20 protein-coding genes and 1 tRNA gene are annotated in these 25,187 nt (G+C 72.2%); 13 read left to right on the plus strand and 8 right to left on the minus strand.

Features of this window, described 5'->3' with window-relative positions; translation table 11 throughout:
* Positions 1 to 34: 34 nt before the first annotated feature.
* The gene (locus ACZ56L_RS08600; protein ID WP_471062642.1) at positions 35 to 1,321 is read right to left on the minus strand and encodes an MFS transporter; all 1,287 of its coding nucleotides are present in this window, start codon (positions 1,319 to 1,321) and stop codon (positions 35 to 37) included.
* Between the two features lie 206 nt (positions 1,322 to 1,527).
* Positions 1,528 to 3,123, minus strand: coding sequence for a potassium/proton antiporter (locus ACZ56L_RS08605; RefSeq protein ID WP_471062643.1), 1,596 nt, complete (start codon positions 3,121 to 3,123; stop codon positions 1,528 to 1,530).
* A 262-nt stretch (positions 3,124 to 3,385) separates the two neighbouring features.
* On the opposite strand from ACZ56L_RS08605, the gene ACZ56L_RS08610 reads away from it, so the two are divergent.
* Entirely contained in the window at positions 3,386 to 6,166 is a 2,781-nt protein-coding gene (locus ACZ56L_RS08610) for a penicillin acylase family protein (protein ID WP_471062645.1), read from the plus strand.
* Here ACZ56L_RS08610 and ACZ56L_RS08615 read toward each other — a convergent pair.
* On the minus strand, positions 6,144 to 6,809 hold the full coding sequence (locus ACZ56L_RS08615) for a 5-formyltetrahydrofolate cyclo-ligase (RefSeq protein ID WP_471062830.1): 666 nt from the start codon (positions 6,807 to 6,809) through the stop codon (positions 6,144 to 6,146). The genes ACZ56L_RS08610 and ACZ56L_RS08615 overlap by 23 nt on opposite strands.
* A gap of 103 nt (positions 6,810 to 6,912) precedes the next feature.
* On the opposite strand from ACZ56L_RS08615, the gene galU reads away from it, so the two are divergent.
* The 7 genes from galU (at position 6,913) to ACZ56L_RS08650 (ending at position 12,600) form a co-directional block, all read left to right on the plus strand.
* Entirely contained in the window at positions 6,913 to 7,815 is a 903-nt protein-coding gene (gene galU / locus ACZ56L_RS08620; RefSeq protein ID WP_345222031.1) for a UTP--glucose-1-phosphate uridylyltransferase GalU, read from the plus strand.
* A 3-nt stretch (positions 7,816 to 7,818) separates the two neighbouring features.
* A complete protein-coding gene (gene glp, locus ACZ56L_RS08625; protein ID WP_471062647.1) occupies positions 7,819 to 9,171 on the plus strand; it encodes a molybdotransferase-like divisome protein Glp in 1,353 nt (450 codons plus the stop codon).
* A 102-nt stretch (positions 9,172 to 9,273) separates the two neighbouring features.
* Positions 9,274 to 9,753, plus strand: a complete 480-nt coding sequence (gene moaC / locus ACZ56L_RS08630) for a cyclic pyranopterin monophosphate synthase MoaC (protein ID WP_345222036.1) — start codon at positions 9,274 to 9,276, stop codon at positions 9,751 to 9,753.
* Entirely contained in the window at positions 9,750 to 10,430 is a 681-nt protein-coding gene (locus ACZ56L_RS08635) for a MogA/MoaB family molybdenum cofactor biosynthesis protein (protein WP_380836786.1), read from the plus strand. The genes moaC and ACZ56L_RS08635 overlap by 4 nt, the downstream gene beginning before the upstream one ends.
* A 17-nt stretch (positions 10,431 to 10,447) precedes the next feature.
* Positions 10,448 to 11,047: a GNAT family N-acetyltransferase gene (locus tag ACZ56L_RS08640; RefSeq protein ID WP_345222039.1), complete on the plus strand. Its 600-nt coding sequence runs from the start codon at positions 10,448 to 10,450 to the stop codon at positions 11,045 to 11,047.
* A gap of 130 nt (positions 11,048 to 11,177) precedes the next feature.
* Positions 11,178 to 12,440: a divisome protein SepX/GlpR gene (gene sepX, locus ACZ56L_RS08645; RefSeq protein ID WP_345222041.1), complete on the plus strand. Its 1,263-nt coding sequence runs from the start codon at positions 11,178 to 11,180 to the stop codon at positions 12,438 to 12,440.
* An 86-nt stretch (positions 12,441 to 12,526) separates the two neighbouring features.
* A tRNA-Ala gene (locus tag ACZ56L_RS08650) sits at positions 12,527 to 12,600 on the plus strand.
* Between the two features lie 142 nt (positions 12,601 to 12,742).
* On the opposite strand, the gene ACZ56L_RS08655 is transcribed toward ACZ56L_RS08650, so the two are convergent.
* Both ACZ56L_RS08655 and ACZ56L_RS08660 read right to left on the minus strand, forming a co-directional pair.
* Positions 12,743 to 13,528: a hypothetical protein gene (locus ACZ56L_RS08655; protein ID WP_471062650.1), complete on the minus strand. Its 786-nt coding sequence runs from the start codon at positions 13,526 to 13,528 to the stop codon at positions 12,743 to 12,745.
* Between the two features lie 357 nt (positions 13,529 to 13,885).
* Positions 13,886 to 14,371: a GNAT family N-acetyltransferase gene (locus ACZ56L_RS08660; RefSeq protein ID WP_345222045.1), complete on the minus strand. Its 486-nt coding sequence runs from the start codon at positions 14,369 to 14,371 to the stop codon at positions 13,886 to 13,888.
* A gap of 55 nt (positions 14,372 to 14,426) precedes the next feature.
* Between ACZ56L_RS08660 and ACZ56L_RS08665 the strand changes: the two genes are divergently transcribed.
* Positions 14,427 to 15,230 carry an exodeoxyribonuclease III gene (locus ACZ56L_RS08665; RefSeq protein ID WP_471062652.1) on the plus strand — a complete coding sequence of 268 codons (804 nt, stop codon included), beginning with the start codon at positions 14,427 to 14,429 and terminating at the stop codon, positions 15,228 to 15,230.
* 58 nt (positions 15,231 to 15,288) lie between these two features.
* Here ACZ56L_RS08665 and ACZ56L_RS08670 read toward each other — a convergent pair whose 3' ends face one another.
* On the minus strand, positions 15,289 to 15,939 hold the full coding sequence (locus ACZ56L_RS08670) for a MerR family transcriptional regulator (protein ID WP_401755598.1): 651 nt from the start codon (positions 15,937 to 15,939) through the stop codon (positions 15,289 to 15,291).
* Between the two features lie 346 nt (positions 15,940 to 16,285).
* Here ACZ56L_RS08670 and ACZ56L_RS08675 point away from each other — a divergent pair, with 346 nt between their 5' ends.
* From ACZ56L_RS08675 to ACZ56L_RS08685, 3 genes are all read left to right on the plus strand, one after another.
* Positions 16,286 to 17,803 (plus strand): flavin-containing monooxygenase, encoded by a 1,518-nt coding sequence (locus tag ACZ56L_RS08675; RefSeq protein WP_471062654.1) that lies wholly within the window; start codon positions 16,286 to 16,288, stop codon positions 17,801 to 17,803.
* Positions 17,804 to 17,868: 65 nt separating this feature from the next.
* On the plus strand, positions 17,869 to 18,774 hold the full coding sequence (locus ACZ56L_RS08680; protein ID WP_471062832.1) for an alpha/beta fold hydrolase: 906 nt from the start codon (positions 17,869 to 17,871) through the stop codon (positions 18,772 to 18,774).
* Positions 18,771 to 19,649, plus strand: coding sequence for an SDR family oxidoreductase (locus tag ACZ56L_RS08685; protein WP_401754162.1), 879 nt, complete (start codon positions 18,771 to 18,773; stop codon positions 19,647 to 19,649). Before ACZ56L_RS08680 ends, ACZ56L_RS08685 begins: the two co-directional genes overlap by 4 nt.
* Positions 19,650 to 19,708: 59 nt before the next feature.
* On the opposite strand, the gene ACZ56L_RS08690 is transcribed toward ACZ56L_RS08685, so the two are convergent.
* Both ACZ56L_RS08690 and ACZ56L_RS08695 read right to left on the minus strand, forming a co-directional pair.
* A complete protein-coding gene (locus ACZ56L_RS08690) occupies positions 19,709 to 23,053 on the minus strand; it encodes a S41 family peptidase (RefSeq protein WP_471062656.1) in 3,345 nt (1,114 codons plus the stop codon).
* A 213-nt stretch (positions 23,054 to 23,266) separates the two neighbouring features.
* The gene (locus ACZ56L_RS08695; RefSeq protein ID WP_468687520.1) at positions 23,267 to 23,719 is read right to left on the minus strand and encodes an SsgA family sporulation/cell division regulator; all 453 of its coding nucleotides are present in this window, start codon (positions 23,717 to 23,719) and stop codon (positions 23,267 to 23,269) included.
* 274 nt (positions 23,720 to 23,993) lie between these two features.
* Between ACZ56L_RS08695 and ACZ56L_RS08700 the strand changes: the two genes are divergently transcribed.
* Positions 23,994 to 25,160 carry a serine hydrolase domain-containing protein gene (locus ACZ56L_RS08700; RefSeq protein ID WP_345222059.1) on the plus strand — a complete coding sequence of 389 codons (1,167 nt, stop codon included), beginning with the start codon at positions 23,994 to 23,996 and terminating at the stop codon, positions 25,158 to 25,160.
* The last annotated feature ends 27 nt before the right edge of the window (positions 25,161 to 25,187 follow it).

Genomic DNA, 25,187 nt, shown 5'->3' on the forward strand with positions numbered 1-25,187 from the left:
CTAACGACGGTCCATAGTGACGTATTCCGCTGGATCAGTCCACCGTGACCGGCACGCGGTGACCCACACCACGTGCCGCAACCCGCCCCGACGACGGCGGCAGCAGGCGCGAACGCAGCACCACGAGCACCACCAGGGCGAGCGCCGTACCGCCCAGCGGCACCAGGAATCCGGCGCTGGAACCGTGCGCGTCCGTCAGCCTGCCGGCCACCGTCACGGCCATGGCCTGCCCGAACGCGACCGCGCCGGTCAGCCAGGTGAAGGCCTCGGTACGCGCCGTGGCGGGCACCAGCGTCTCGACCATCGTGTAGCCGGTGATCAGCGCCGGCGCGATGCACAGGCCGACCAGCAGCCCCAGGCCGGCCAGCAGCGGCACGGAGTGCACCGCCCACAGTCCGGACGCGAAGAGGGCGAGACCGACGTACCCGGCCATCAGGCGACGCCGCGGCCCGATCTTCCAGGCGATGGTGCCGCAGACGATGCCCGCCAGCATGTTGCCGCCCGCGAAGATGCCGTACAGCAGTCCGTTGATGCCCGGGTTGCCCGCCTCCTGCGCGAAGGCGGTCAGCGACACCTGCATGCCGCCGAACACGGAACCGATGCCGAGGAACGCCACCGCGAGCACCCGGACACCGGGCACGGAGAGCGCGGAGACGTGCTTGACCTTCGGACCGCCGTGGCGGCGGCTCGGCTCCGGCTGCGTCCGCCGCTGCGCGGCGAAGAACAGGCCGCCCGCCAGGGTGAGCGTCGCCTCGGCGATCAGACCCGCGGCGGGGTGCACACCGGTGCACAGCGCGGTCGCCAGTACCGGGCCGACCACGAAGGTGAACTCGTCCGTCACCGACTCGAAGGCTGCGGCCGTCGACATCAGCGGAGAGCCCTCCAGTTTCGCCGCCCAGCGCGCCCGCACCATCGGCCCCACCTGCGGCACCGAAGCACCCGCAGGAACGGCCGCCGCGAACAGTGCCCACAAGGGTGCGTCGGCGAGTGCCAGCGCGGTGAGGGCGCTCACGGCCGCCGCGTGCACCAGTACGCCGGGCACGAGCACCGCGCGCTGCCCGAAACGGTCCGCGAGCTTGCCGCTCTGCGGCGCGAACAGCGCCATCGAGACACCGGTGACGGCGGCGACGATGCCCGCCGTGCCGTAGGACCCCGAGGTGTGCTGCACCAGCAGCACGATGCCGATGGTCAGCATCGCGAAGGGCTGCCGGGCCAGGAACCCGGGAATCAGGTAGGACCAGACCCCGGGGGTGCGCAGCAGCTGCCCGTACCCGGGGCGCTTGCCGGTCTTCGTGGCGTCGGTCGTGACCGTGTTCGTCACGGCCCTTGCCTTTCTGCCGCCTGGTAGCGCATCCCTTTGCGCGTACGTCGTACGCGGGCACGCAGTGCGTGCGGAAGCCGCCGAGAGCTGTCCTCTTGCGCAGGACCGGCGGTAGATACCAGGCGCCCCTAGTAGTGGGGGCAGGCCGCCGTGCGGTCGCGCCAGCCCTGCGTCAGGCAGAGTTGGTCGATCAATTCACCTTCATGCTACAGGGGCTTTCGCCTGGTTGTCCTTGCTTTCGCATCCGCCGGTCGCCGTGACTTCGCTGACACCGGCCCCGTCGCGACTGCCGCGGGTCCCGACGGCTTGGCCGACATCGGCCTGGATGCCCGGCCCGCCGCCGGCCGCGGTGCCGGCTCGCCGCCCGTGCCCAGCCAGTCCGCCAGTTTGCCGCCCTGGCCGACGGCCCGCAGCCGGCGCTCGGCGGCGTCCCGTACCGGATCGGTGGCCACCACCAGGAGCTCGTCCCCGCGCCGCAGCACCGTCGTCGGCAGCGGTACGAAGCTGGTGCCGTCCCGCACCACCAGGGTGACGGCGGCGCCCGGCGGCAGGCGCAGTTCCGCGACCTCCACCCCGTGCATCCGGGACTGCTCCGGGATGGCCACCGACAGCAGGTGTCCGCGCAGCCGCTCCAGCGGCGCGGACTCGATGCCCAGGTCGGCGGCCTCCGTTCCGTCCCCCAGCTTCAGCCGCCGGGCCACCCAGGGCAGCGTCGGCCCCTGCACCAGCGTGTAGACGACGACCAGCACGAAGACGATGTTGAAGATCTGGTCGCTGCCCTCGACGCCGCCCACCATCGGAATGGTGGCCAGCACGATGGGCACCGCCCCGCGCAGCCCCGCCCAGGACAGCAGCGCCTGCTCACGCATGGAGGTGCCGAAGGGCAGCAGGCTGATGAATACGGACGCGGGGCGGGCCACCATCGTCAGGACCAGGCCGACGACGATCGCCGGCCAGATGTCGTCCAGCAGCTCGTGCGGGGTGACCAGCAGGCCCAGCAGGACGAACATGCCGATCTGCGCGATCCAGCCGAGCCCGTCGGCGAAACCACGGGTGGCCGGCCAGTGCGGGAGCTTGGAGTTCCCCATGATCATCGCGGCCAGGTAGACCGCCAGGAACCCACTGCCGTGCGCCATGGCGCCCGCCGCGTACGCGGTGACCGCGATCGCCATCACCGCGATCGGGTACAGACCCGAGGCCGGCAGCGCCACGCTGCGCAGTCCCAGTGAACCGAGCCAGCCGACCGCGAGGCCGATGGCCGCGCCGATCGCCAGTTCCAGTGTTATCTCACCCACCAGGACGTACCAGTGGTCCACCGGGCCGGCCGCCGAGAAGGCCACGACCAGGATGACGACCGGGGCGTCGTTGAAGCCGGACTCGGCCTCCAGGGCGCCTGTCAGTCGCGAGGGTAGCGGCACCTTGCGCAGCACCGAGAAGACCGCGGCCGCGTCCGTCGACGACACCACCGCGCCGATGATCAGCGCCTGCCGCCAGTCCAGGCCCACCAGGTAGTGCGCACCGGCAGCGGTGATGCCCACGCTCACCGCGACGCCGAGTGTCGACATGACGACTGCCGACGGCAGCGCGGGTTTGACCTCCTTCCACTTCGTGCCCAGGCCGCCCTCGGCCAGGATCACGACCAGGGCGGCGTAGCCGATCACCTGGGTCAGCTCCGCGTTGTCGAACGCGACGTTGCCGATGCCGTCCTGGCCCAGCGCGATGCCGATCCCGAGGTAGATCAGCAGGCTGGGAAGTCCGCTGCGCGAGGACAGCCGTACCGCCGCGACGGCGACGAGCAGCACGACAGCGCAGATGAGCAGGAGTTCATTGAGCTGGTGGACAGTCAGGGGCCGGTCCTTTCCTGGGGCCAGCCGGATCGTTCCTCCAGCGGCAGGGCATATGGGAGAGGTAGTTTCATTACCTTACCTAATCTTTGACGCTCTCTTAACGCGTTTCCCCAACTGCCGCAAAGAGGGCTTCCGGAGACCGAGTCGGGAGCGGCACGGGGCTGCGCCTATGGTTGCTCCAGCACTCCAGGACCACCCTGCCCCTCTAAGGACAGCGATGCCCGCCACCTCCACCGCCCCTTCCGCTGCTCCCGCAGGCAAGAAAAAGAAGAGGGGGCGCGCCCGCCTGCTCGTCATCGTGCTGGTGCTGGCGATCGTCGCGGGCGTCGGCTACGGCACGTACTGGAGCGTCAGCACCGTACGTGCCTCCTTCCCCCAGGCCAGTGGTGAGCTGACGCTCGACGGGCTGACGAAGCCCGTGGACGTCAAGCGCGACGCCCACGGCATTCCGCAGATCTACGCCTCCACGGACGCCGACCTCTTCCGCGCCCAGGGGTACGTCCAGGCACAGGACCGCTTCTGGGAGATGGACGTCCGCCGGCACATGACGTCGGGCCGCCTCTCGGAGATGTTCGGCTCGGGGCAGGTCGAGACGGACGCCTTCCTGCGCACCCTCGGCTGGCGCCAGGTCGCGCAGCAGGAGTACGACAAGAAGCTGTCGCCGGAGACGAAGAAGTACCTCCAGGCGTACGCGGCGGGCGTCAACGAGTACCTGAGGGGACGTTCCAGCAAGGACATCTCCGTCGAGTACGCGGCCCTCGGCTTCACCACGGACTACACCATCGAGGAGTGGACCCCGGTCGACTCGGTGGCCTGGCTCAAGGCGATGGCCTGGGACCTGCGCGGCAACATGCAGGACGAGATCGACCGTTCGCTGATGACGAGCCGCCTGGACAAGAAGCAGATCGACGAGCTGTACCCGAAGTATCCCTTCGACCGGCACAAGCCGATCGTCGAGGAGAACCTCGCCAAGAGCGGCTCCTCCAACACCGGCATCCCCGGAAACACCGGCACTCCCGGTAACACCGGCAACCCCGGCTCCGGCATCGGTACGGGCGGCAACAACGGCGTCGGCTCCGCCCAGGGCCTCCAGGCCCAGCTCTCCCGCATCTCCGCCAACCTCGACAAGATCCCGGCGCTGCTCGGCCCCAACGGCAACGGCATCGGATCGAACTCCTGGGTGGTCGCCGGCTCGAAGACCACCACCGGCAAGCCGCTGCTGGCCAACGACCCGCACCTGGCCCCCCAGATGCCGTCCCTCTGGTACCAGATGGGCCTGCACTGCCGCGAGATCTCCGCGCAGTGCCAGTACGACACCGCCGGCTACACCTTCTCCGGCATGCCCGGCGTGGTCATCGGCCACAACCAGGACATCGCCTGGGGCATGACCAACCTGGGCGCCGACGTCTCGGACCTCTACCTGGAGAAGGTCGGCCCCAACAACACGTATCTCTACGACAACAAGGAAAAGAGCTTCAAGACCCGCGTCGAGACCATCAAGGTCGCGGGCGGCGGCAGCAAGAAGATCACCGTTCGCTCCACCGACAACGGCCCGCTGGTCTCCGACCGCAACGCCGAAATGGAGTCGGTCGGCCAGAAGGCCCCCGTGTCCAACGCCGCCCCCGACCGCGGCAACGGGTACGCGGTCGCCCTGAAGTGGACCGCCCTGCAGCCGGGCAGGTCCATGGACGCAGTCTTCGAGATGAACCGCGCCAAGAACTTCAAGGAGTTCCGCGGAGCGGCGGCGCACTTCGAGGTGCCCTCGCAGAACCTCATCTACGCCGACACCGCCGGCAACATCGGCTACCAGGCCCCGGGCACCATCCCGCTCCGCCAGAACGGCCACGACGGCCGCATGCCGGTCGCCGGCTGGGACTCCAGGAACGACTGGAAGGGCTTCATCCCCCAGAGCCGGATGCCGTACGAGTACAACCCCAAGCGCGGCTACATCGTCACCGCCAACCAGGCCGTCGTCGACTCCCGCAAGTACCCGGACCTCAAGCTCACCGAGGACTGGGGTTACGGCGCCCGTTCGCAGCGCATCAACGATCTGATCGAGTCCAAGACCAAGGACGGCGGCAAGATCAGCACGGACGACATGCGCACCATGCAGATGGACAACAGCAGCGAGATCGCCAAGCTGCTCACGCCCTACCTGCTGAAGATCGACATCGACGACCCGCAGATCCGTGAGGCGCAGAAGCTGCTGGAGGGCTGGGACTACACCCAGGAGTCCGACTCGGCGGCCGCCGCCTACTTCAACGGCGTCTGGCGCAACATCCTCAAGCTGGCCTTCGGCAACAAGATGCCCAAGGAACTGCGCGTCGAGGGTCAGTGCCTGTACGTGCGCTCCGCCGACGGCCCCGTCGACGACCTGGCCAAGCCCACCCGCGAGTGCGGCGAGCGCGACGCGGACGCCGCGCAGCCCGACGGCGGCGACCGCTGGTTCGAGGTCGTGCGCAACCTGGTGAAGGACGAGAAGAGCGACTGGTGGTCCTCGCCGGCCTCGCGGACCGACAAGGCCACCACGACCCGCGACGAACTGTTCGCGCGGGCCATGGAGGACGCCCGCTGGGAGCTGACCGCCAAGCTCGGCAAGAACATCAACACCTGGAACTGGGGCCGTCTGCACCAGCTCACGCTGAAGAACCAGACGCTGGGCACCGAGGGCCCGGGCTTCATCCAGCACCTGCTCAACCGCGGCCCCTGGAACCTGGGCGGCGGCGAGGCGGCCGTCAACGCCACCGGCTGGAACGCGGCCGGCGGCTACGAGGTCGTCTGGGTGCCGTCCATGCGCATGGTCGTCAACCTCAGCGACCTCGACAAGTCCCGCTGGATCAACCTGACCGGCGCCTCCGGGCACGCCTACCACAGTAATTACAGCGACCAGACGGAGAAGTGGGCCAAGGGCGAACTGCTCGACTGGTCCTTCAGCAAGGCGGCCGTCGACAAGTCGACTGCCGAGACCCTGGTGCTCAAGCCGGGCCCGGCGGGCTGACGGGCCTCCCACCGGAGGCATCAGGCGCACCGGGTCCACAAGGCCCACCGCGCGCGCCCGGCCCGAAGCGCCGGACGCCGTCCGGCGTCACCACCGCGTGCACGGGGTGGTCGTGGGGTTCCACCGGAACCCGCGCGACCACCTCGTTCGCGTACAGCAGCACCACCCGGTGCGCGGCGCTCCCCGCCAGCCGCGCCAGCACCCTGTCGTACGACCCGCCGCCGCGCCCCATCCGCATCCCCCGCGCGTCCACCGCCAGCCCCGGCAGCAGCACCGCGTCCGCCTCCCGCACGGCGTCCACGCCCAGCCGGCGCCCCGCGGGCTCCAGGAGCCCGCGCCCGGCCCGTACGAGCCCCTGCGCGCCCTCGTACGCCCCCCAGTCCAGGTCGTTGTCGGGCAGCAGCACCGGCAGCAGTACGCGCACCCCGCGCGCGTGCAGCGCGTCCAGCAGCGCACGGGTGCCCGGCTCGCGGCCGACCGAGACGTACGCGGCGACCGTCCCCGCGCCCACCAGCTCCGGCAGCTCCAGCGCCCGCCGGGCGAGAACCGCGGCGGCCGCCGCCGCGTCCTCCGGGGACAACAGCTTCCTGCGCTCCAGGAGTTCACGCCGCAGCGCCTGCTTCTGTGCGGCCCGGTCCGGCATCTCCTCAGCGCCTACGGCCACTTCACCCTCGCAATTCGCTCGTACCGTAACAAAAGGCCGGAAGCCGACCTTCCGTGAAGGGTCACCCGATATCGTTCCGCGCATGACTCAGGCTCATCCCAGGATCAGTAAGGCTGTCATCCCGGCAGCGGGACTCGGCACCCGCTTCCTGCCCGCCACCAAGGCGACGCCCAAGGAGATGCTCCCGGTTGTCGACAAACCCGCCATCCAGTACGTCGTGGAGGAGGCCGCGGCGGCCGGCCTCTCCGACGTCCTGATGGTCACCGGCCGCAACAAGCGCCCGCTCGAGGACCACTTCGACCGCAACTACGAACTGGAGTCCGCCCTCACCAAGAAGGGCGACGCGGGCCGCCTGGCCAGGGTCCAGGAGTCCAGCGACCTCGCGACCATGCACTACGTCCGCCAGGGCGACCCCAAGGGCCTCGGCCACGCCGTCCTGTGCGCCGCCCCGCACGTCGGCGATGAGCCCTTCGCCGTCCTCCTCGGCGACGACCTGATCGACCCCCGCGACCCCCTGCTCGCGCGCATGGTGGAGATCCGGGAGCAGCACGGCGGCAGCGTCATCGCCCTGATGGAGGTCGACCCCGGGCAGATCCACCTCTACGGCTGCGCCGCCGCCGAGCCCACCGCCGACGGCGACGTCGTCAAGGTGACCGGCCTGGTCGAGAAGCCGGAGCCCGCCGACGCGCCCAGCAACCTGGCGATCATCGGCCGGTACGTCCTGGACCCGGCGGTCTTCGGGATACTGCGCGAGACCGAGCCCGGCCGCGGCGGCGAGATCCAGCTCACCGATGCCCTCCAGAAACTGGCGGCCGACGAGAAGGCCGGCGGGCCTGTCCACGGTGTGGTCTTCAAGGGCCGGCGCTATGACACCGGGGACCGCGGAGACTATCTTCGGGCGATTGTCAGACTCGCGTGCGAACGTGAGGACCTGGGCCCGGACTTCCAGACCTGGCTGCGCAGTTACGTCACCGAGGAGATGTAGCACGTGAGCACCACCGAAGCACCGCCCGCCACCGTCGGCGACGGGGGCGGCCCCGACCGCGTCTGGTCGGTGGACGAGCACCTCGACGACATCCTGGGCGCGATCCACCCGTTGGAGCCCATCGAGCTGCAACTCCTCGACGCCCAGGGCTGTGTCCTCGTCGAGGACGTCACCGTCCCCGTCTCGCTGCCGCCCTTCGACAACAGCTCGATGGACGGTTACGCGGTCCGGGTGGCCGACGTCGCGGACGCGAGCACGGAGTTCCCCGCCGTGCTCACCGTGATCGGCGACGTGGCGGCGGGCTCCGGTGGTGCCGGGCCGACCGTCGGCCCCGGCGAGGCCGCCCGCATCATGACCGGCGCCCCGCTGCCCCCGGGCGCCGAGGCCGTCGTCCCGGTCGAGTGGACCGACGGCGGCAGCGGCGGCGGCCCCGCCACCGCCTTCCGCTCCGCCGGCGCCAACCCCGGCGACTCCGCCGGGGAGGTGCGCGTGCACCGCCCCGCCACGGCCCGTGCGCACGTCCGCGCGGCCGGCAGCGACGTCAGGGCCGGAGACACCGCCCTCGCAGCCGGTACGGTGCTGGGCCCGCCCCAGATCGGGCTGCTCGCCGCGATCGGCCGGGCCACCGTGCTCGTGCGCCCGCGCCCGCGCGTGGTCGTCCTGTCCACCGGTTCCGAACTGGTCCAGCCCGGCGAGGAGCTGTCCGCGGGCCAGATCCACGACTCCAACAGCTTCGCGCTGGCCGCCGCCGCCCGCGACGCCGGAGCCATCGCCTACCGGGTCGGCGCCGTCACCGACGACGCCGAGCACCTGCGCGACACCATCGAGGACCAACTGGTCCGCGCCGACCTGATGGTCACCACCGGAGGCGTCAGCGTCGGCGCGTACGACGTCGTCAAGGAAGCCCTCGCGCACACCGGCGACGAGGACGAACCCGGCAGCGGCGTCGACTTCCGCAAGCTCGCCATGCAGCCGGGCAAGCCCCAGGGCTTCGGCTCCATCGGCCCCGACCACACCCCGCTGCTGGCCCTCCCCGGCAATCCGGTCTCGTCGTACGTCTCCTTCGAACTGTTCGTACGGCCGGCGATCCGCGCCCTGATGGCCCTCCCGGACGTCCACCGGCCGGTGGTCCGCGCCACGCTGAAGGCGGACAGGGAGCTCGCCTCCCCGTCCGGCAAGCGCCAGTTCCTGCGCGGTACGCACGACGCCGACACGGGCACGGTCACCCCTGTGGGCGGCGCCGGCTCCCACCTGGTGGCCGCCCTCGCCCACGCGGACTGCCTGCTCGTCGTCCCCGAGGACACCACGGCACTGGCCCCCGGAAGCGAGGTGGACGTGGTCCTGCTCACGCGCTGACGTGCCCGTGGCGGTACGGTGTCTGCCGCTGCGCCGAGGCAACGGCCGAAGGCAACGACTGCCGGGCCGCGACGGACCGGCGCCTGATCGCGAGGCGGATACATGAGTACGCACAGCAGCCTGACGCACATCGACGAGGCCGGCGCGGCCCGGATGGTGGACGTCTCCGAGAAGAACGTCACTCACCGCACCGCCCGCGCCAGTGGCCGGGTGCGGGTGGCCCCGCGCGTGATCGAACTCCTCCGCGGCGAGGGCGTCCCCAAGGGCGACGCCCTCGCCACCGCCCGCATCGCCGGGATCATGGGAGCCAAGCGCACCCCCGACCTGATCCCGCTCTGCCACCCGCTCGCCGTCTCCGGCGTCACGGTCGAGCTGACCGTCGCCGACGACGCCGTGGAGATCCTGGCCACCGTGAAGACCACGGACCGTACGGGCGTCGAGATGGAGGCCCTCACCGCGGTCACCGTCGCGGCCCTGACCGTGGTCGACATGGTGAAGGCCGTCGACAAGGGCGCGGTCATCACCGACGTGCGGGTCGAGGAGAAGACCGGCGGCAAGTCCGGCGACTGGACCCGCGCATGAGCACCCGGCACCCGGCGTCCGCCCTCGCCCCCGACACCCCCGCCGACACCGAGGCCGACCGCCACTCCGAGGCGCACGCCCGCCCCGACGCCGTACCCGGCCCGGTCTCCGAGCCCGGCTACGAGTCCCAGGTCCCCGGCGAGCCCCTGCACGCGGGTCCCGGCACCCGCCCCTACCGCGCGCTCGTCGTCACCGCCTCCAACCGCGCCTCCGCCGGGGTGTACGCGGACAGGGGCGGCCCGTTGGTAGCCGAAGGCCTGACCCGGATGGGGTTCACCGTCACCGGACCCGAGGTCGTCCCCGACGGCGACCCCGTCGAAGCGGCCCTGCGCGACGGCGTGCTCTTCGCGTACGACGTCATCGTGACGACCGGCGGCACCGGCATCTCGCCCACCGACCGCACCCCCGACGCCACCCGCCGGGTCATCGACTACGAGATCCCCGGCATCCCCGAGGCCATCCGTGCCGAGGGCCGCCCGCACGTGCCCACCGCGTCCCTCTCCCGGGGGCTGGCCGGCGTCGCGGGCGGCACCACCCTGATCGTCAACCTGCCCGGTTCCACCGGCGGCGTCCGCGACGGCCTCGCGGTCCTCGACCGCATCCTGCTGCACGCCGTCGACCAGCTCCGCGGCGGCGACCACCCCGGGCCCACCGGTACTTCCGGGGGGACGAACTGAACACCGCCGCCTGGCCCGTGGAGCTCAGGGACGGGGACGTGGTCCTGCGCCCGATAAAGCTGCGCGACCAGCGGGCCTGGCGCGAGGTCAACCGCCGCAACCGGGACTGGCTGCGCCCCTGGGAGGCGACCATCCCGCCGCCCGCGCCCACCGGCCCGGTCGCCCACCGCCCGACGTACCGCCAAATGGTGCGCCACCTGCGGGCGGAGGCGAACGCGGGCCGGATGCTGCCGTTCGTCATCGAGTACCGGGGCGAGCTGGTCGGGCAGCTGACGGTCGCCGGGATCACCTGGGGCTCGATGTGCTCGGCGCACGTCGGCTACTGGGTCGACCGTGACGTCGCCGGGCGCGGCGTGATGCCGACCGCCGTCGCGCTCGTGGTCGACCACTGTTTCCGCACCGTCGGGCTGCACCGCATGGAGGTGTGCATTCGCCCGGAGAACGGGCCCAGCCGTCGCGTGGTGGAAAAACTCGGTTTCCGCGAGGAGGGCCTGCGCCCGCGCTATCTGCACATCGACGGCGCCTGGCGCGACCACCTCGTCTTCGCCCTGACCTCGGAAGAGGTCCCCGAGGGCGTCCTGGGGCGCTGGCGGCGCCGCTCCGCCTCGCAAAAATAAAACAAGTGCTCGAATTTGACCGAGGCTACCGGCTCTCGCGTCAAAAAAGTTCGGAATATCAGACAGATACGCCCGACACACCGGCCCAATTGGCGGATGCCCCCCTCCGGGCCCCTCTACGGTGTGGGGTGTGAGCAGCAGCGGCCTGATCTACGCAGTCATCGTCGGGGCCTGGGCCGCCTACTTGGTGCCGATGTGGCTCCGCAGGCAGGACGAACTCAACGAGGCTCGTCCGACGGAACGCTTCAGCACCGCCATCCGACTGCTGTCGGGACGCGCGGCCATGGAGCGCCGGTACGCCAAGGAGCTCCAGCAGCGCGCCGACGGCGCGGAAGGCACCGAAGGCACGGAGCCCAGCGACCCCGACGCCCCGTCCGACGCGGACCCGGTGACCGACTCGGTCGACGTCCGCGCCTTCGCCGCGCCCTCCTCCAGGGCCGAGCGCAAGGCCGCCTCCGGGGCCGGACGCACGGCGCAGCAGGGGGCCGAGCGCGAGGAGGCCGCCGCTCCGGGCGAGTCGCAGCCGGTGCGCGAGCGGAAGCGGCCCCGCCCCGCCAAGCCCTCGCCGGCGGCGGTCGAGCGCGCCCGCCGGTCCAAGGTCCTGGCCCGCCGCCGGCGCACCACGGTGCTGCTCTTCGCCGCCTTCACGTTCGGCGCGATCGTCGCCGCCGTCGGCGGACTGCGCTACCTGTGGGCCCCCGGGATCCCGGCCGTGCTCCTCAGTACGTACATCGTGCATCTGCGCAACCAGGAGAAGCGCCGGTTCGCCTTCACCATGGACCGCCGCCGCGCGGAACTCGCCGCGCAGCGCCTGCGCGAGCAGCGCACCCAGCAGGTCCGCCGCCCGGTGCCGGCCCCGTCGCCGGACCACCCGCAGCGCCACCACGCACACCAGGGACCCCACGCGAACCAGGGCCACCCCGCCCATCAGGGCCACCAGCCGCACTCCCACGCCTCGCAGTCCCACGGTGAGCAGGACGACGACCGCCCGGAGCCCGAGCCCGCCCCCGTGGTCTCCCCCCAGGAGGCCGGACGGCGCGCCCTGGTCGAGCAGACGGACCACGCCGAGTGGGTCGACCAGCAGCGCGAACGCGAGCGCGGCGCGGCCCGTGGCGAGAGCTGGGAGCCCGTCCCGGTCCCCCTGCCGACGTACGTCACCGCTCCCGTCGCCCCCCGCGCCACCGGCGAACTCGACCTGGGCGCCCCGGGCACCTGGAGCTCCGCCCGCTCCAGCACCGCCGACCCGGCGGCCCCCGCCGAGCCCGCCACGGACGACCTGCCCACGCCGGGCGCCCGCCGCCCCCCGGCCGGCCGCCGTTCCCGCGACCGGGGCCGTACCCCGCTCTTCGACCAGTACGACGAGGACGACCGCCCACGCGCGGCCAATGAGTGACCCGCCGCAGGTGGGGGGCCTGAGGGGGTGGAAGGAACGGATTACCGAGCACCCCGGAAGAGGTGCTAGAGTTCATCTCGTTGCAAGGGCCTGTGGCGCAGTCTGGTAGCGCACCTCGTTCGCATCGAGGGGGTCTGGGGTTCAAATCCCCACAGGTCCACACAACGAACCGTTCGCGAGTCAACTCGGGATCGGTTCACGAAATCCCGTCCAGTTGAATTAACTGGGCGGGATTTCGTGTTTTCCAGGCTCGGTACGACGCGGATGCCGCTCGGGGAAGCCCGGCTCGGCTGGGTGGGCAGTCACGTACCTGTCCTGCGATCTCGTACGACAGAGAGCAGCAGTGGCGTACGTACACCGAGCTGGGCAGCGGAGTCGGCGATGGTCGCGGCCAGCCAGCCGACCGCGTCGCAGGACCATTCGGCGAGCTCGCCTCGCAGGGTCAGGCCGTGCAGGGGCGGCCCGTTCCGGAATTCGTCGGCGAACGGTGGGGGCAGGGTGACGTCCTTGCCGGCGCTTTCCGATCCGCTTGGGAGGAACACTTTCTGCTCCAGGCGGCCGAGGCGGCTGGTGAGTTGTCGAGCGACGGCGGGGATCGCAGTGTCGCGCCCGCTGTTGATGCTGATCATCACGGGAGTCACGGCCTGCGGGTCGCGCTCGGCGAACCAGTCGCAGGTCCCCATGGAGGGGATGAGTGCGTTGCGCGGGCGGGAGGCGGGGGCGAGTCCTTGGAGGGGCAGAAGGATCTGCACCGCGGACAGGTGTGCCGTGCCGATGCGCGCAAGGGTGTCCTCGGCGCAGCGCAGGAACGGCTGCACGGGAAGCGGGCGGTCACTCGCCGGCGTACTGCACTCGACCTGGAACCAGGCGAAGGGCTCGGTATCGGCAGGGTGGTTGTTATAGGTGGCGTTGTTCATGGCCCACAGGCCCGGCGCTTTGGCCGCCCGCTCGTCTCCAGCGGCGCTGGATCGGTCGTCGAGCCACCCCATGGCAGCGGACCGCTGGTGAAAGAGCTGGTACGCGTCGTGCTCGGACTCCGGGTCGCGCCACGGGTGCGGGGCCAGAGCGCCATGAAAGGCGGCGAACATGGGGCCCGCCGTGCGGTGGCCCGCAGGGTCGATTCCTGGCTGGGCGGCGGCTTGTTGCTCGGACAACTCAGTCCCTCCGTCGGTTATGAGGTGCCGGCCGGAGTGGCGTCCGATCCGGAGCTGTGCCGGCGGGCCAACAGCCTCGCGGCGTACGGGCTGGTAGTTGTCGTCGCCGGCGGCTGTCCCTTCGAGAAGATCAAGCACTTGTAGCGGGCAGACCAGGGTCGTTCCCCGGCCCGGCAGAGCTCACGGGTGGGGAACGATCATCGCGGCATCGGGAAGCGGTCTTCGGGAGCCGGGTGAGCGCCGGCTCCCTTTGCTGTGCGAGTTGCTGTGTGTGTTCCGGTGTGAGGTGGGTTACAGCAGGGGCTTGGTGAAGCAGCGGCTTTCGTCGGTGTGGCGGTAGAGGCCGAAGCGGTCGGCCAGGGGGACTGGGGTGTAGCCGCTGGAGAGGTAGAGGGCGACGGCCTCGGGCTGTTCGGTGCCGGTCTCCAGGACCATGCGGGTACGGCCCGCGGCGCGGGCGTCGGCCTCCAGGAGGGCCAGCATCCGGCGGGCTAGTGCCTTGCCGCGGGCGGCGGGGACGACGTACATGCGCTTGAGTTCGGCGTCGCCGTCGGCGTAGTTCTCCTCGTCCGCGCGCTGGGCGCGCCAGCCGCCGGTGGCGACGGGGAAGCCCTCGTCGTCGTACGCGATCAGGTACAGGCCCCGCGGGGGAGTGAACATCGCCGGATCGAGCGGGGTGAGGTCACCCTCGCCGTAGCGCTCGGCGTATTCGAGTTGGACGTCGGCCTGGAGCTTGACGGCGTCGGGGTGGTCGTAGGCGACGGGACGGAAATCCATGGGTACGAGCGTACGAGCGAGCGGGGAGGGCGTGCAGGGTCGGTAGGGTTTTTGGATGCTCACTGTGACCAGCGTGAATGTGAATGGCCTGCGGGCCGCCGCCAAGAAGGGCTTCGTGCCGTGGCTTGCGGGGACCGACGCCGATGTGGTGTGCCTCCAGGAGGTACGGGCCGAGGCCGACCAGTTGCCGGCGGAGGTGCGGGCGCCCGAGGGATGGCACGTGGTGCTTGCGCCCGCGACGGCCAAGGGGCGGGCCGGGGTCGCGGTGTACTCGCGGCAGCAGCCGGAGCGGGTGCAGATCGGGTTCGGCAGCGAGGAGTTCGACGCGAGCGGGCGGTACGTGGAGATCGACCTGCCCGGTGTGACGGTCGCCAGCCTGTATCTGCCGTCGGGTGAGGTCGAGACCGAGAAGCAGGACGAGAAATATCGATTTATGGACGAGTTCATGCTCTACCTCGTCGCGCTGAAGGCGCGTGCGGCGGCGGACGGGCGTGAGGTCGTGGTGTGCGGTGACTGGAACATCGCGCACCAGGAGGCCGACCTGAAGAACTGGCGGGCGAACCGCAAGTCGTCCGGGTTCCTGCCCGAGGAGCGGGAGTGGCTCGGGCGGGTCTTCGAGGAGGCCGGGTATGTGGATGTGGTGCGGAAACTGCATCCGGATGTGGAGGGGCCGTACTCCTGGTGGTCGTACCGGGGGCGGGCTTTCGACAACGACAGTGGATGGCGGATCGACTACCAGGTGGCGACTCCCGGCCTGGCCGACCGCGCGGTCAAGGGCTGGGTCGAGCGGGCGGCCAGCCACGGGGAGCGGTGGAGTGACCACGCGCCGGTGACGGTGGCGTACGAGGAGAAGCAGTAGGGCGTACGTGCATGCGTGCGCGTGCGGGGGCGCGGCGCTGCACGCGCACAGGGCGGTCTCAGGGGCGGGGCCGCTCGGCGGTGGTGGGCCCGGTCGGGGGCAGGTGGCGGTCCAGGGCCATGGAGAGTTCGGCCTCGACCACGCTCTTGGCCAGCGGGCGCAGGCGCTGCGGGTCGGCGTGGTGGGTGGTGACGAGCGAGATGAAGATGCGGGCGAGGACGTCCGCGTGTTCGCGGACCTGGAGGCCGGCCGCCATCACCTCCGAGAGCGGGACGCCCTCGCGGACCAGGGCCGCCGACGCGTCCAGCAGGCGGCGGCTGATGTGGACGATCTCGTCGCCGTCGACGGTGAGGTAGCCGAGCGACATCGCGGAGGCGAGGTTTTCGGGGGTGACCTCGCCCTCGAAGTAGTCGGCGAGGTTCTCCGGGGTGAGGCGGACGGGGGTCTCCTCGGTGGGCTCCGGCGGGGTGCCGAGCGCCAGCAGGTCGCCCATGTCGCGGCCGCTGTCGAAGGTGGAGGCGAGGTCGGCGATGCCGGTGAGGGTGTGGCCGCGCTCCAGCAGGGCGGCGATGGTGCGCAGCCGGGCCAGGTGGTGGTCGTTGTACCAGGCGATGCGGCCCTCGCGGCGCGGCGGGCCGATGAGCTTGCGCTCGCGGTAGAAGCGCAGGGTGCGCACGGGGATGCCGGCCGCGTCGGCCAGCTCCTCCATGCGGTACTCGCGGTACGGGCGGCGCGGCTCGGCGGGGCGCGTGCCGACGGGTGCGCCGTCCTGCCCGGCGTCGGGCGTCGCGACCTGGCCGGCGCCGGGCGTCGCGTCCTGCGCGCGGTGGGACGTCGCGTCCTGCGTGCCGGTGGACATGCCGTCCTGGGCGGGGGGTTCCGGTGCCTCTTCCACGCCCGGAAGCCTATGTCGTACCACCGGTAACTTTCCTCGGTCGTACCCCTACCGATCAGTACGCCACTGCTCTACTCTCCCAACCATGCCAGTGATTGCTGGCATGGTTGCAGCGTGTCACCACGTGTCGTTGGGTTGTTGAGTGCGGGAGGCGTCGGGCATGGCCGAGTTCGAGCACGAGCATGTACGAGTGGCGGTGATCGGGTCCGGGTTCGGGGGCCTGGGGGCCGCGGTCCGGCTGCGCAGGGAAGGGGTCACCGACTTCGTCGTGCTGGAGCGGGCGGACGCGGTGGGCGGGACGTGGCGCGACAACAGCTATCCCGGGTGCGCCTGCGACGTACCGTCCCACCTGTACTCGTTCTCCTTCGCGCCCAACCCCGAGTGGCCGCGCACGTTCTCCGGCCAGGAGCACATCCGGGCGTACCTGGAGCACGTGACCGACACCTTCGGGCTGCGGTCGCACATCCGGCTGAACCACGAGGTCACGATGATGACCTGGGACGCCGAGAAGCTCTGGTGGAAGATCGAGGCGGCGAACGGCACGACGCTCGTCGCGGACGTGGTCGTGTCGGCGACCGGGCCGCTGTCGGACCCGAAGACGCCGGACGTTCCCGGGCTCGACACCTTCCCCGGCAGGGTCTTCCACTCGGCGCGCTGGGACCACGACTACGACCTCACGGGCAAGCGCGTCGCGATGATCGGGACCGGTGCGTCCGCGATCCAGATCGTGCCGGCCATTCAGCCACAAGTCGACAAACTCACCCTCTTCCAGCGCACACCGCCGTGGGTGATGCCGCGTGCCGACCGCGCGATCAGCGGCGCCGAGCGCTGGCTGCACCGCACGGTGCCGGCGACCGGCAAGGCCCGGCGCGGGTTGCTGTGGGGCATCCGCGAGCTCCAGGTGCAGGCCTTCACCAAGCGCCCCGACGAGCTCGGCTTCATCGAGACCATCGCCAAGGCCAACATGGCGAAGTCCATCAAGGACCCCGCGCTGCGCGCCAGGCTGACGCCCGACTACCGCATCGGCTGCAAGCGCATCCTGCTGTCGAGCACGTACTATCCGGCGCTCGCGCAGCCCAACGTGGATGTCGTCGCGTCCGGGTTGAGCGAGGTGCGCGGGTCGACCGTGGTCGCCGCCGACGGTACGGAGGCGGAGGTCGACGCGATCATCTTCGGTACGGGCTTCCACGTCACCGACATGCCCATCGCCGACCGCGTCGTCGGGGCCGACGGCATCACCCTCGCCGAGACGTGGAAGGGCGGCATGGAGTCGCTGCGCGGTGCGAGCGCCGTCGGCTTCCCGAACTGGATGACGATCATCGGTCCGAACACCGGGCTGGGGAACTCGTCGATGATCCTCATGATCGAGGCGCAGCTCAACTACCTGGCCGACTACCTGCGGCAGTTGGACACGCTGGGCGGACGGGTCGCCCTCGTCGCGCGCCCCTCGGCAGTCGGCGCGTGGAACCGCCGGGTGCAGGAGCGCATGAAGCGCACCGTGTGGAACACGGGCGGCTGCGACAGTTGGTACCTGGACGCCAACGGCCGCAACACGACCGTCTGGCCGGGCACCACCTCGGAGTTCCGGCGGGCCACGCGCGAGGTCAACCTCGCGGAGTACGACGTGGTGCGGGCCGAGGTCCCCGCTCCGGCCGAGGTCGAGGGGGCCGTCGCGTGAGCCGGGTCGCGGGCGGACGCGGGTTCGGGCGCGGACGCGGGCCGGGGCGCGGTCTCGGGCTCGACGTGCGGGAGCTGACCGTCACCTCGCGCGACGGTGCACGGCTGCATGTCGAGGTGTACGGCGAGGAAGGCGCGCCGGCGGTGGTGCTGGCGCACGGGTGGACATGTTCCATCGGTTTCTGGGCGGCCCAGATCCGCGAACTGTCGCGCGACTTCCGGGTCGTCGCGTACGACCAGCGGGGGCACGGCCGTTCGCCCGACTCGGGCGCGTACGCGGTGGAGGGGCTCGCCGACGACCTGGAGGCCGTGCTCACCGCGACGCTCGCGCCGGGCGAGAAGGCGGTGCTGGCCGGTCACTCCATGGGCGGCATGACGATCATGGCCGCGGCGGGGCGGCCCGCCGTCGCCGAACACGCGGCGGCCGTGCTCCTGTGCAGCACCGGCAGTGCGCGACTGACCGCCGAGTCGCTGGTGCTGCCCCTGCGGGCGGGCCGGCTGCGGACCCGGCTGACCCGGGCCGTACTGGGGGCCACGGCTCCGCTCGGACCGGTCACGCCCGTCTCCCGGGCGGTGCTGAAGTACGTCACGATGGGCCGCGGCACGTCACCGGAGCGGGTTTCGCAATGCGCTCGCATCGTGCACGCGTGCCCCAGGCAGGCGCGGGTCGGGTGGTCGCACGTGCTGGCCGGGCTCGACCTGGTGCGCGGTGTCGGTGAGTTGCGCGTGCCGGTGGCGGTCGTCGCCGGTGCGGACGACCGGCTCACGCCGCCGGTGCACGCCCGGGAGATCGAGGCGGCGCTGCGGCAGTCGCTGGGGCTGACGCTGCTCACCGGGGTCGGGCACATGACGCCCGTGGAGGCACCGGAAGTCGTGAACGGGAGGATCCGCGAGCTGATGGACAGCTATGTCGTAGCGAGTGCGAGTGCGAGTGCTGGTGCTGGTGTGGGAGTTGGGGAGGAAGTGGCATGACGTACAGCCTTGAGGGACAGGTCGCGGTCGTCACCGGAGGGGCGCGGGGCGTCGGCGAGCTGCTCGCCCGCAAGCTCTCCGCGCGCGGGGCCAACGTGGCGCTGGTGGGCCTGGAGCCCGAGCTGCTGAAGGAGGTCACCGGCAGGCTGCACACCGAGAGCGACTGGTGGCACGCGGATGTCACCGACCACGAGGCGATGGCGCAGGTCGCCGCCGAGGTCAAGGAGCGCTTCGGGAAAGTCGACATTGTCGTCGCCAACGCGGGCGTGGCCTCCGGAGGTCCCTTTGTCGACTCCGACCCGCAGGCGTGGCGGCGGGTCATCGAGGTCAACCTGGTGGGCGGCGCGGTCACCGCTCGCGCCTTCCTCCCGGTGCTGCTGGAGAGCCGCGGTTACTTCCTCCAGATCGCCTCGCTGGCGGCGATCACCCCGGCGCCGATGATGAGCGCGTACTGCGCGTCGAAGTCGGGTGTGGAGGCGTTCGCGCACTGTCTGCGCGCCGAGGTCGGGTACCGCGGGGTGCGGGTGGGCGTCGGTTACCTGTCGTGGACCGACACCGACATGGTGCGCGGCGCCGACCAGGACGAGGTGATGCGCGAGCTGCGGCAGCGGCTGCCGTGGCCGTCCAACCGCACGTACCCGCTCGGGCCGGCCGTGGACCGGATCGTCGCGGGCATCGAGCGCCGCAGCCACCACGTGTACGCGCAGTGGTGGCTGCGGGGGATGCAGTCGGTGCGGGGCTACCTGCCCGCGGTCATCGGGACGGCCGGCCGGCGGGAGATGCAGCGGTTCGCGCCGAGGCTGGCGGGCGTGAGCAAGGGGCTCGTCGGCGCGGGAGGCGCCGCGGACGAGTCCACCCGGGGCGTGCGGACCTGACCCCCGGCCGGAGCCCCGCCGCTCGCCGCCCCGGCCCCGCCCCGCCCGGACCCCTCCCCTCACCCCCTCGGCGGCAGCTTCGGCCGCCGCTTGTCCGGGACCGAGGAGTAGTCCGGCGGGGCAGCCGCCGGGGTCGACGCGAGCAGGTCCAGGGCGACCTTCACCGCGTCGTCCAGTACCGCGTACCGCCCCTCCGCCCAGTCCAGCGGGGTGCGCAGGGCGGGGATGTCCGGGGTGACCCCGTGGTTCTCCACCCCCCACCCGTACGCGTCGAACCAGGCCGCGTTCATCGGCACCGTGATCACCGTGCCGTCGCCCAGCGGGTGACGGCCGGTCATGCCGACGACCCCGCCCCAGGTCCGCTGACCCACCACCGGCCCCAGCGACAGCAGCCGGAAGGCGGCCGTGATCATGTCGCCGTCGGAGGCCGTCGCCTCGTCGGCGAGGGCGACCACCGGGCCCCGGGGTGCGTTGGACGCGTACGACACCGGCTGGGCGTCCCGCGTCAGGTCCCAGCCCAGGATGCGGCGGGTCAGCTTCTCGATGACCAGCTCGCTGATGTTCCCGCCGGCGTTTCCGCGTACGTCGACGATCAGCGCCGGGCGGGAGACCTCCAGCCGCAGGTCGCGGTTGAACTGGGCCCAGCCCGAGCCCCCCATGTCCGGGATGTGCAGATAACCGCACTTGCCGCCGCTCAGGTCGCGGACCACCTCCCGGCGCTTGGCCACCCAGTCCTGGTAACGCAGCGGGCGTTCGTCCACCAGCGGGACGACGGCGACCCGCCGCGGCCGTACCTCCCCGGCGGGCCCCTCCGGCACGAACGTCAGCTCGACCGTCGTGCCGCCGGCGGCCGACAGCAGCGGGAAGGGCCCCGTCACCGGGTCCACCGGCCGGCCGTCCACGTGCGTCAGCACCGCCCCGACCCGGATCCCCGTACCCGCCAGCGGCGACCGCGCCTTGGAGTCGGAGGAGTCGCCCGGCAGGATCCGGGAGACGGTCCAGTTGCCGTCCTTGACGTAGAAGTTGGCGCCCAGCAGGCCCATCGCCCGCTGGTAGTGCGGGGGTCCTTCGTTGCGGCGCGCGCCGGCGACGTACGCGTGCGAGGTCCCCAGTTCGCCCAGCACCTCCCGCAGCAGGTCGGCGAACTCGTCGGGGGAGGCCACGCGTTCGACCAGCGGACGGTACTGGTCGAGGATCGCCGGCCAGTCGATGCCGCCCATGTCCGGCTCCCAGAAGTAGGAGTCGACGATGCGGCCCGCCTCCGCGTACGCCTGCCGCCACTCCGCGGCCGGGTCCACGTCGTGCAGGATGCGGCGCAGGTCCAGGTGGACGGTGGAGTCGCCGTCGCCGCGTTCGGTGGCGGGGACCGCGCGCAGTTCGCCGTCCTCCACGACGACCAGGCGGCTGCCGTCGCCGCTGACGGCGAACCATTCCAGGTCGTCGGCGAGTTCCGTCCTGCGGGCCTTGGCGAGGTCGAAGTGTTCGAGGGTGGGGCGGCCCGAGGTGTCGGCCGGGTTCGCGAACGTCTCGCCGAGCGCGCCCGAGATCGGCCAGCGCAGCCAGACCAGGCCGCCCCCGGCGACCGCCGACAGGGACGAGTACTTGGAGGCCGCCACCGGGAAGGGCGTCACCCGGTTCGCCAGGCCCTCCACCTCCACCGTCACCGTGCCGTCGCCCTCCGACGCCTCGTCCGGGTCCAGGCCGCCCGCCGCCGGGCGGCCGTCGGGGGACAGCGCGAAGGGGGAGGGGGTCGCCGAGGAGAGCGGTACGAGGTACGGCCGGCAGCCCAGCGGGAAGGACAGGTCGCCCGTGTGGACGTCGTACACCGGGTCGAAACCGCGCCAGGAGAGGAAGGCCAGATAGCGGCCGTCGCTGGTGAAGACCGGGTTCTCGTCCTCGAAGCGGCCGTTGGTGACGTCCACGATCAGGGCGGTCCCCGCGTCCTTCGCGGCGCTCGGGGAATGGATGCGCGCCATCTTGATCTGCCGCAGCGACCGCCCGATCCCCGGGTGCGACCACGTCAGCCACGCCCCGTCGGGCGAGAAGGCCAGGTCGCGGACGGGCCCGTTGACCGAGCGGATCACCTCGGTCAGGGACTCCTCGCCCTCGGTGACGGTGAGGAGCAGGAGCCGCCCGTCGTGCGACGCGATCGCCGTGCGCGCCCCGTCCGGGTCCGCCACCAGCTCGTGTACGCGCCCCAACTGACCGGCGGCGAGCCGGCGCGCGGCGCGCACCCCGGCCGCCCGGGGCAGGTACGCGATCTCCACCGCGTCCTCGCCCTCCGCGTCGGTCACGAACGCGACCTGCCCGCTGGCGCCCAGCATCTCCGGGAGCCGCACCCGTACCCCCGGAGTGTCCGCGATCGTGCGGGCCGGGCCGTCGCGGTGGGTCAGCCAGTACAGGCTGCCGCGCACGGAGACGGCGCTCGCCCGGCCCGTGGGGTCGACCGCGAGCCCGCCCACGTGGCCCGCCGCCGGCACCTGGTAGACGCGGCGCCCGGAGCGCGGTCCGCCCAGGCGGACGTCCAGCCGGCGCGGCGCCCCCGTCGGCGACAGGTCGTCGACGAGCCACAGCTCGCCCGCGCACTGGTAGACCACCCGCGTCCCGTCGGACGAGGCGTGCCGGGCGTAGAAGTCGGCGTGGTCGGTGTGACGGCGCAGGTCGGAGCCGTCGGGCAGGCAGGAGTAGAGGTTGCCGATGCCCTCGTGGTCGGAGAGGAACGCGATCCGGCCGGCCACGAACATCGGCGTGTCCAGATGGCCGTTCAGCTCGGGCAGCAGGCGTTCGCCGTGCAGCCACAGGCGGCCCGTCGCCCCGCCCCGGTAACGCTTCCACGCGGCGGGCTCGTGCGGCGGCTTCCCGGTGAGCAGCAGGGTGCGGCGTTCGCCGTTGCAGCCGGGGAGGGTGTCGGAGATCGCGATGGCGGACACCGGACCCCAAGGGAGGCGGCGGCCGGGGCTGCCGTCGGTGGGCAGCGTGTACGCCCACGAGAAGTACGAGAAGGGCTGGCCGTGCGAGGAGACGGCGAGGATCTGGCCGTCCGGGGTCCAGCCGCAGACGCGGGCGTCCACCGAACCCCAGTGGGAGAGCCGGCGCGACGGCCCGCCCGCGACGGGGACGACGTGCACCTCGGGGTCCAGGCTGCGCCATGTCGTGTACGCGAGTTGACGGCCGTCCGGTGAGAACCGGGGGTGCCCGACGCGGGTGCGGTCCACCGTCAGCCGCCACGCCCGTCCCGGCGTGTGCCCGGCCGGGGCGAGGGGCGCCACCCACAGGTCGTCCTCGGCCACGAAGGCGAGGGTGTCGCCGTGCAGGTGCGGGAAGCGGAGATAGGCGGGCGGCTCGGACTGGGCCAAGTGGGGGAGGCCGGGCTCCTGGGCGGTCGCGTCTGTGGGCACTCGCATGCCCTCATGCTTTCCGCGCCAGGGGGGTGCGGCAACTCGTACGGCTGGATCTTCGGGTACCTCACCGGCAGGCCCCGCCCGCACGACCGCGGGCCGCGTCCGGTAGCGGCAGGCCCCGCCCGCACAGCCGCGGGCCGCGTCCGGTACCACCAGGCCCCGCCCGTATCGCCGCAGGCCGCGCGCGACACCGCCCACGGCGTCAAGCGCGGACGCCTACGCGTACGTCTGCCGCAGGAAGCGCACCAGCGGCGCGCTGTCCAACTGCACCAGCAGCACCCCCTGCTCCGCGTGCAGCTCCAGCACCGCCTGCACCCGCCCGCACGGCCAGATGCGCACGTCACCCTGCTCGGCCGGGGCGCGCAGCCCCGCCTCCAGCAGCGCGCGCGGGAAGGTCCAGGTGGGGCGGCCGCCCGTGCCGCCCGGCGGGCCCGGCACCGGCAGCTCGATGCTCACATCGCGCCGGTCGCCCACCGGGGCGTACCGCAGGACGACCGGCAGGCAGGTGGGGACCGGTGCGTCGGTGACGAGGTTCGCGCGCAGGCGGGCCTCCGCGGGGGGCCGCGCCTCGGCGGGACGTCCGGCCGGGCTCTCGGCGGCCGTGGCCCCGGCGGCGGCGCTCTCGGCGTCGGAGCCCCCGAGGGGGCGGTCCTCAACGGTGCGGGACATGCCCGCCTCCTCACCTCGTATGTACGCAACACTCGCAATCACGATCAATAGACACTCAATGTCCCATAACGTCACGCCGGGCCGAAAACATTTGCGCTCGCGTACTCCCTGCCCGTTCCCCGTGCGCCCCCAGCACGCGCCCCCGATGCGCCCCCACGAGCCGGTGCGGCCGCTCAAGGGCACCCCGCCCGCGGCGGTTGTCCCCCACCCGGCACCATGGTGGTCAGCACCACCCCGACCCCGTCCCCCAGCACCCAGGAAGCGGAGCCCTCGCGTGGACGTCCAAGGCTCAGTCGCCCCCGCCTTCGAGCCCGTCAGGGAAGCCTTCCTCCGCAACTTCCACACCCGCGGCGACCGCGGGGCCGCCGTCGCCGTCTACCTCCACGGCCGCAAGGTCGCCGACCTCTGGGGCGGCACCCGCGACGTCGACGGCGGCGTCCCCTGGGCCCTCGACACCGCCCAGGTCGTCCGCTCCGCCGGCAAGGGCATAGCCGCGGCCGTTCCGCTGCTCCTCCACCAGCGCGGGCAGATCGACCTCGACGCGCCGGTGAGCACGTACTGGCCCGAGTTCAAGGCCGCGGGCAAGGAGCGGGTCCTCGTACGTCACCTGCTCTCGCACCGGGCGGGGCTCCCGGTGCTGGACCGGCCGCTGACCGCCGCCGAGGCCTGCGACGGCGAGTCCGGGGCGCGGGCGGTCGCCGCCCAGGCCCCGGTGTGGGAGCCCGGCACCGACCACGGGTACCACGCGCAGACGTACAGCTTCCTCGTTGCCGAGCTGGTCCGCCGGGTCACCGGGCGCACCATCGGCCGCTGGGTGGCGGAGGAGATCGCCCGTCCGCTCGGGCTCGACTTCTGGATCGGGCTGCCGAGGGAGGAGGCCCACCGGGTCGGCCGGCTCGGGCCCGTCGAGGAGCCGCCGTCCGCCTCCGGCCTCAGGCTCCGCCCCAAGCGGGCCGTCAGCGAGGCGTACGCCGACCCCCGTTCCCTCACCCGGCGTGCCTTCGGGGCCATCGACCCGCTCCCGGACGAGAACGACCCCGCCTACCGCGCCGCCGAACTCCCCGCCTCCGGCGCCATCTCCACCGCCCGCGCCCTCGCCCGCTGCTACGCGGCGATGATCGGCCCCGTCGACGACGGACCCCGGCTCTTCGCCCCGGCGACGCTCACCCTCGCCCGTACCGAGGAATCCGCGGGTCCGGACCGCGTGCTGGTCGTCAACACCCGCTTCGGCCTGGGCTTCATGCTGCACGGGTCGGCCTCCCCGCTGCTGGGCCCCGGCTCGTTCGGGCACCCCGGCCGGGGCGGTTCGCTCGGCTTCGCCGACCCGGAGTCGGGCATCGCCCTCGGTTACGTCACCAACGGCCTCCGCAAGGGCGTCACCGCCGACCCGCGCGCGCTCGCGCTGATCGCGGCGGTCAAGGAGAGCCTGGCGCGGGGGTGAACGCCGCAGGGGCCGCCCCGAGGGACG

The sequence above is a fragment of the Streptomyces sp. NPDC039736 genome (assembly GCF_055596485.1).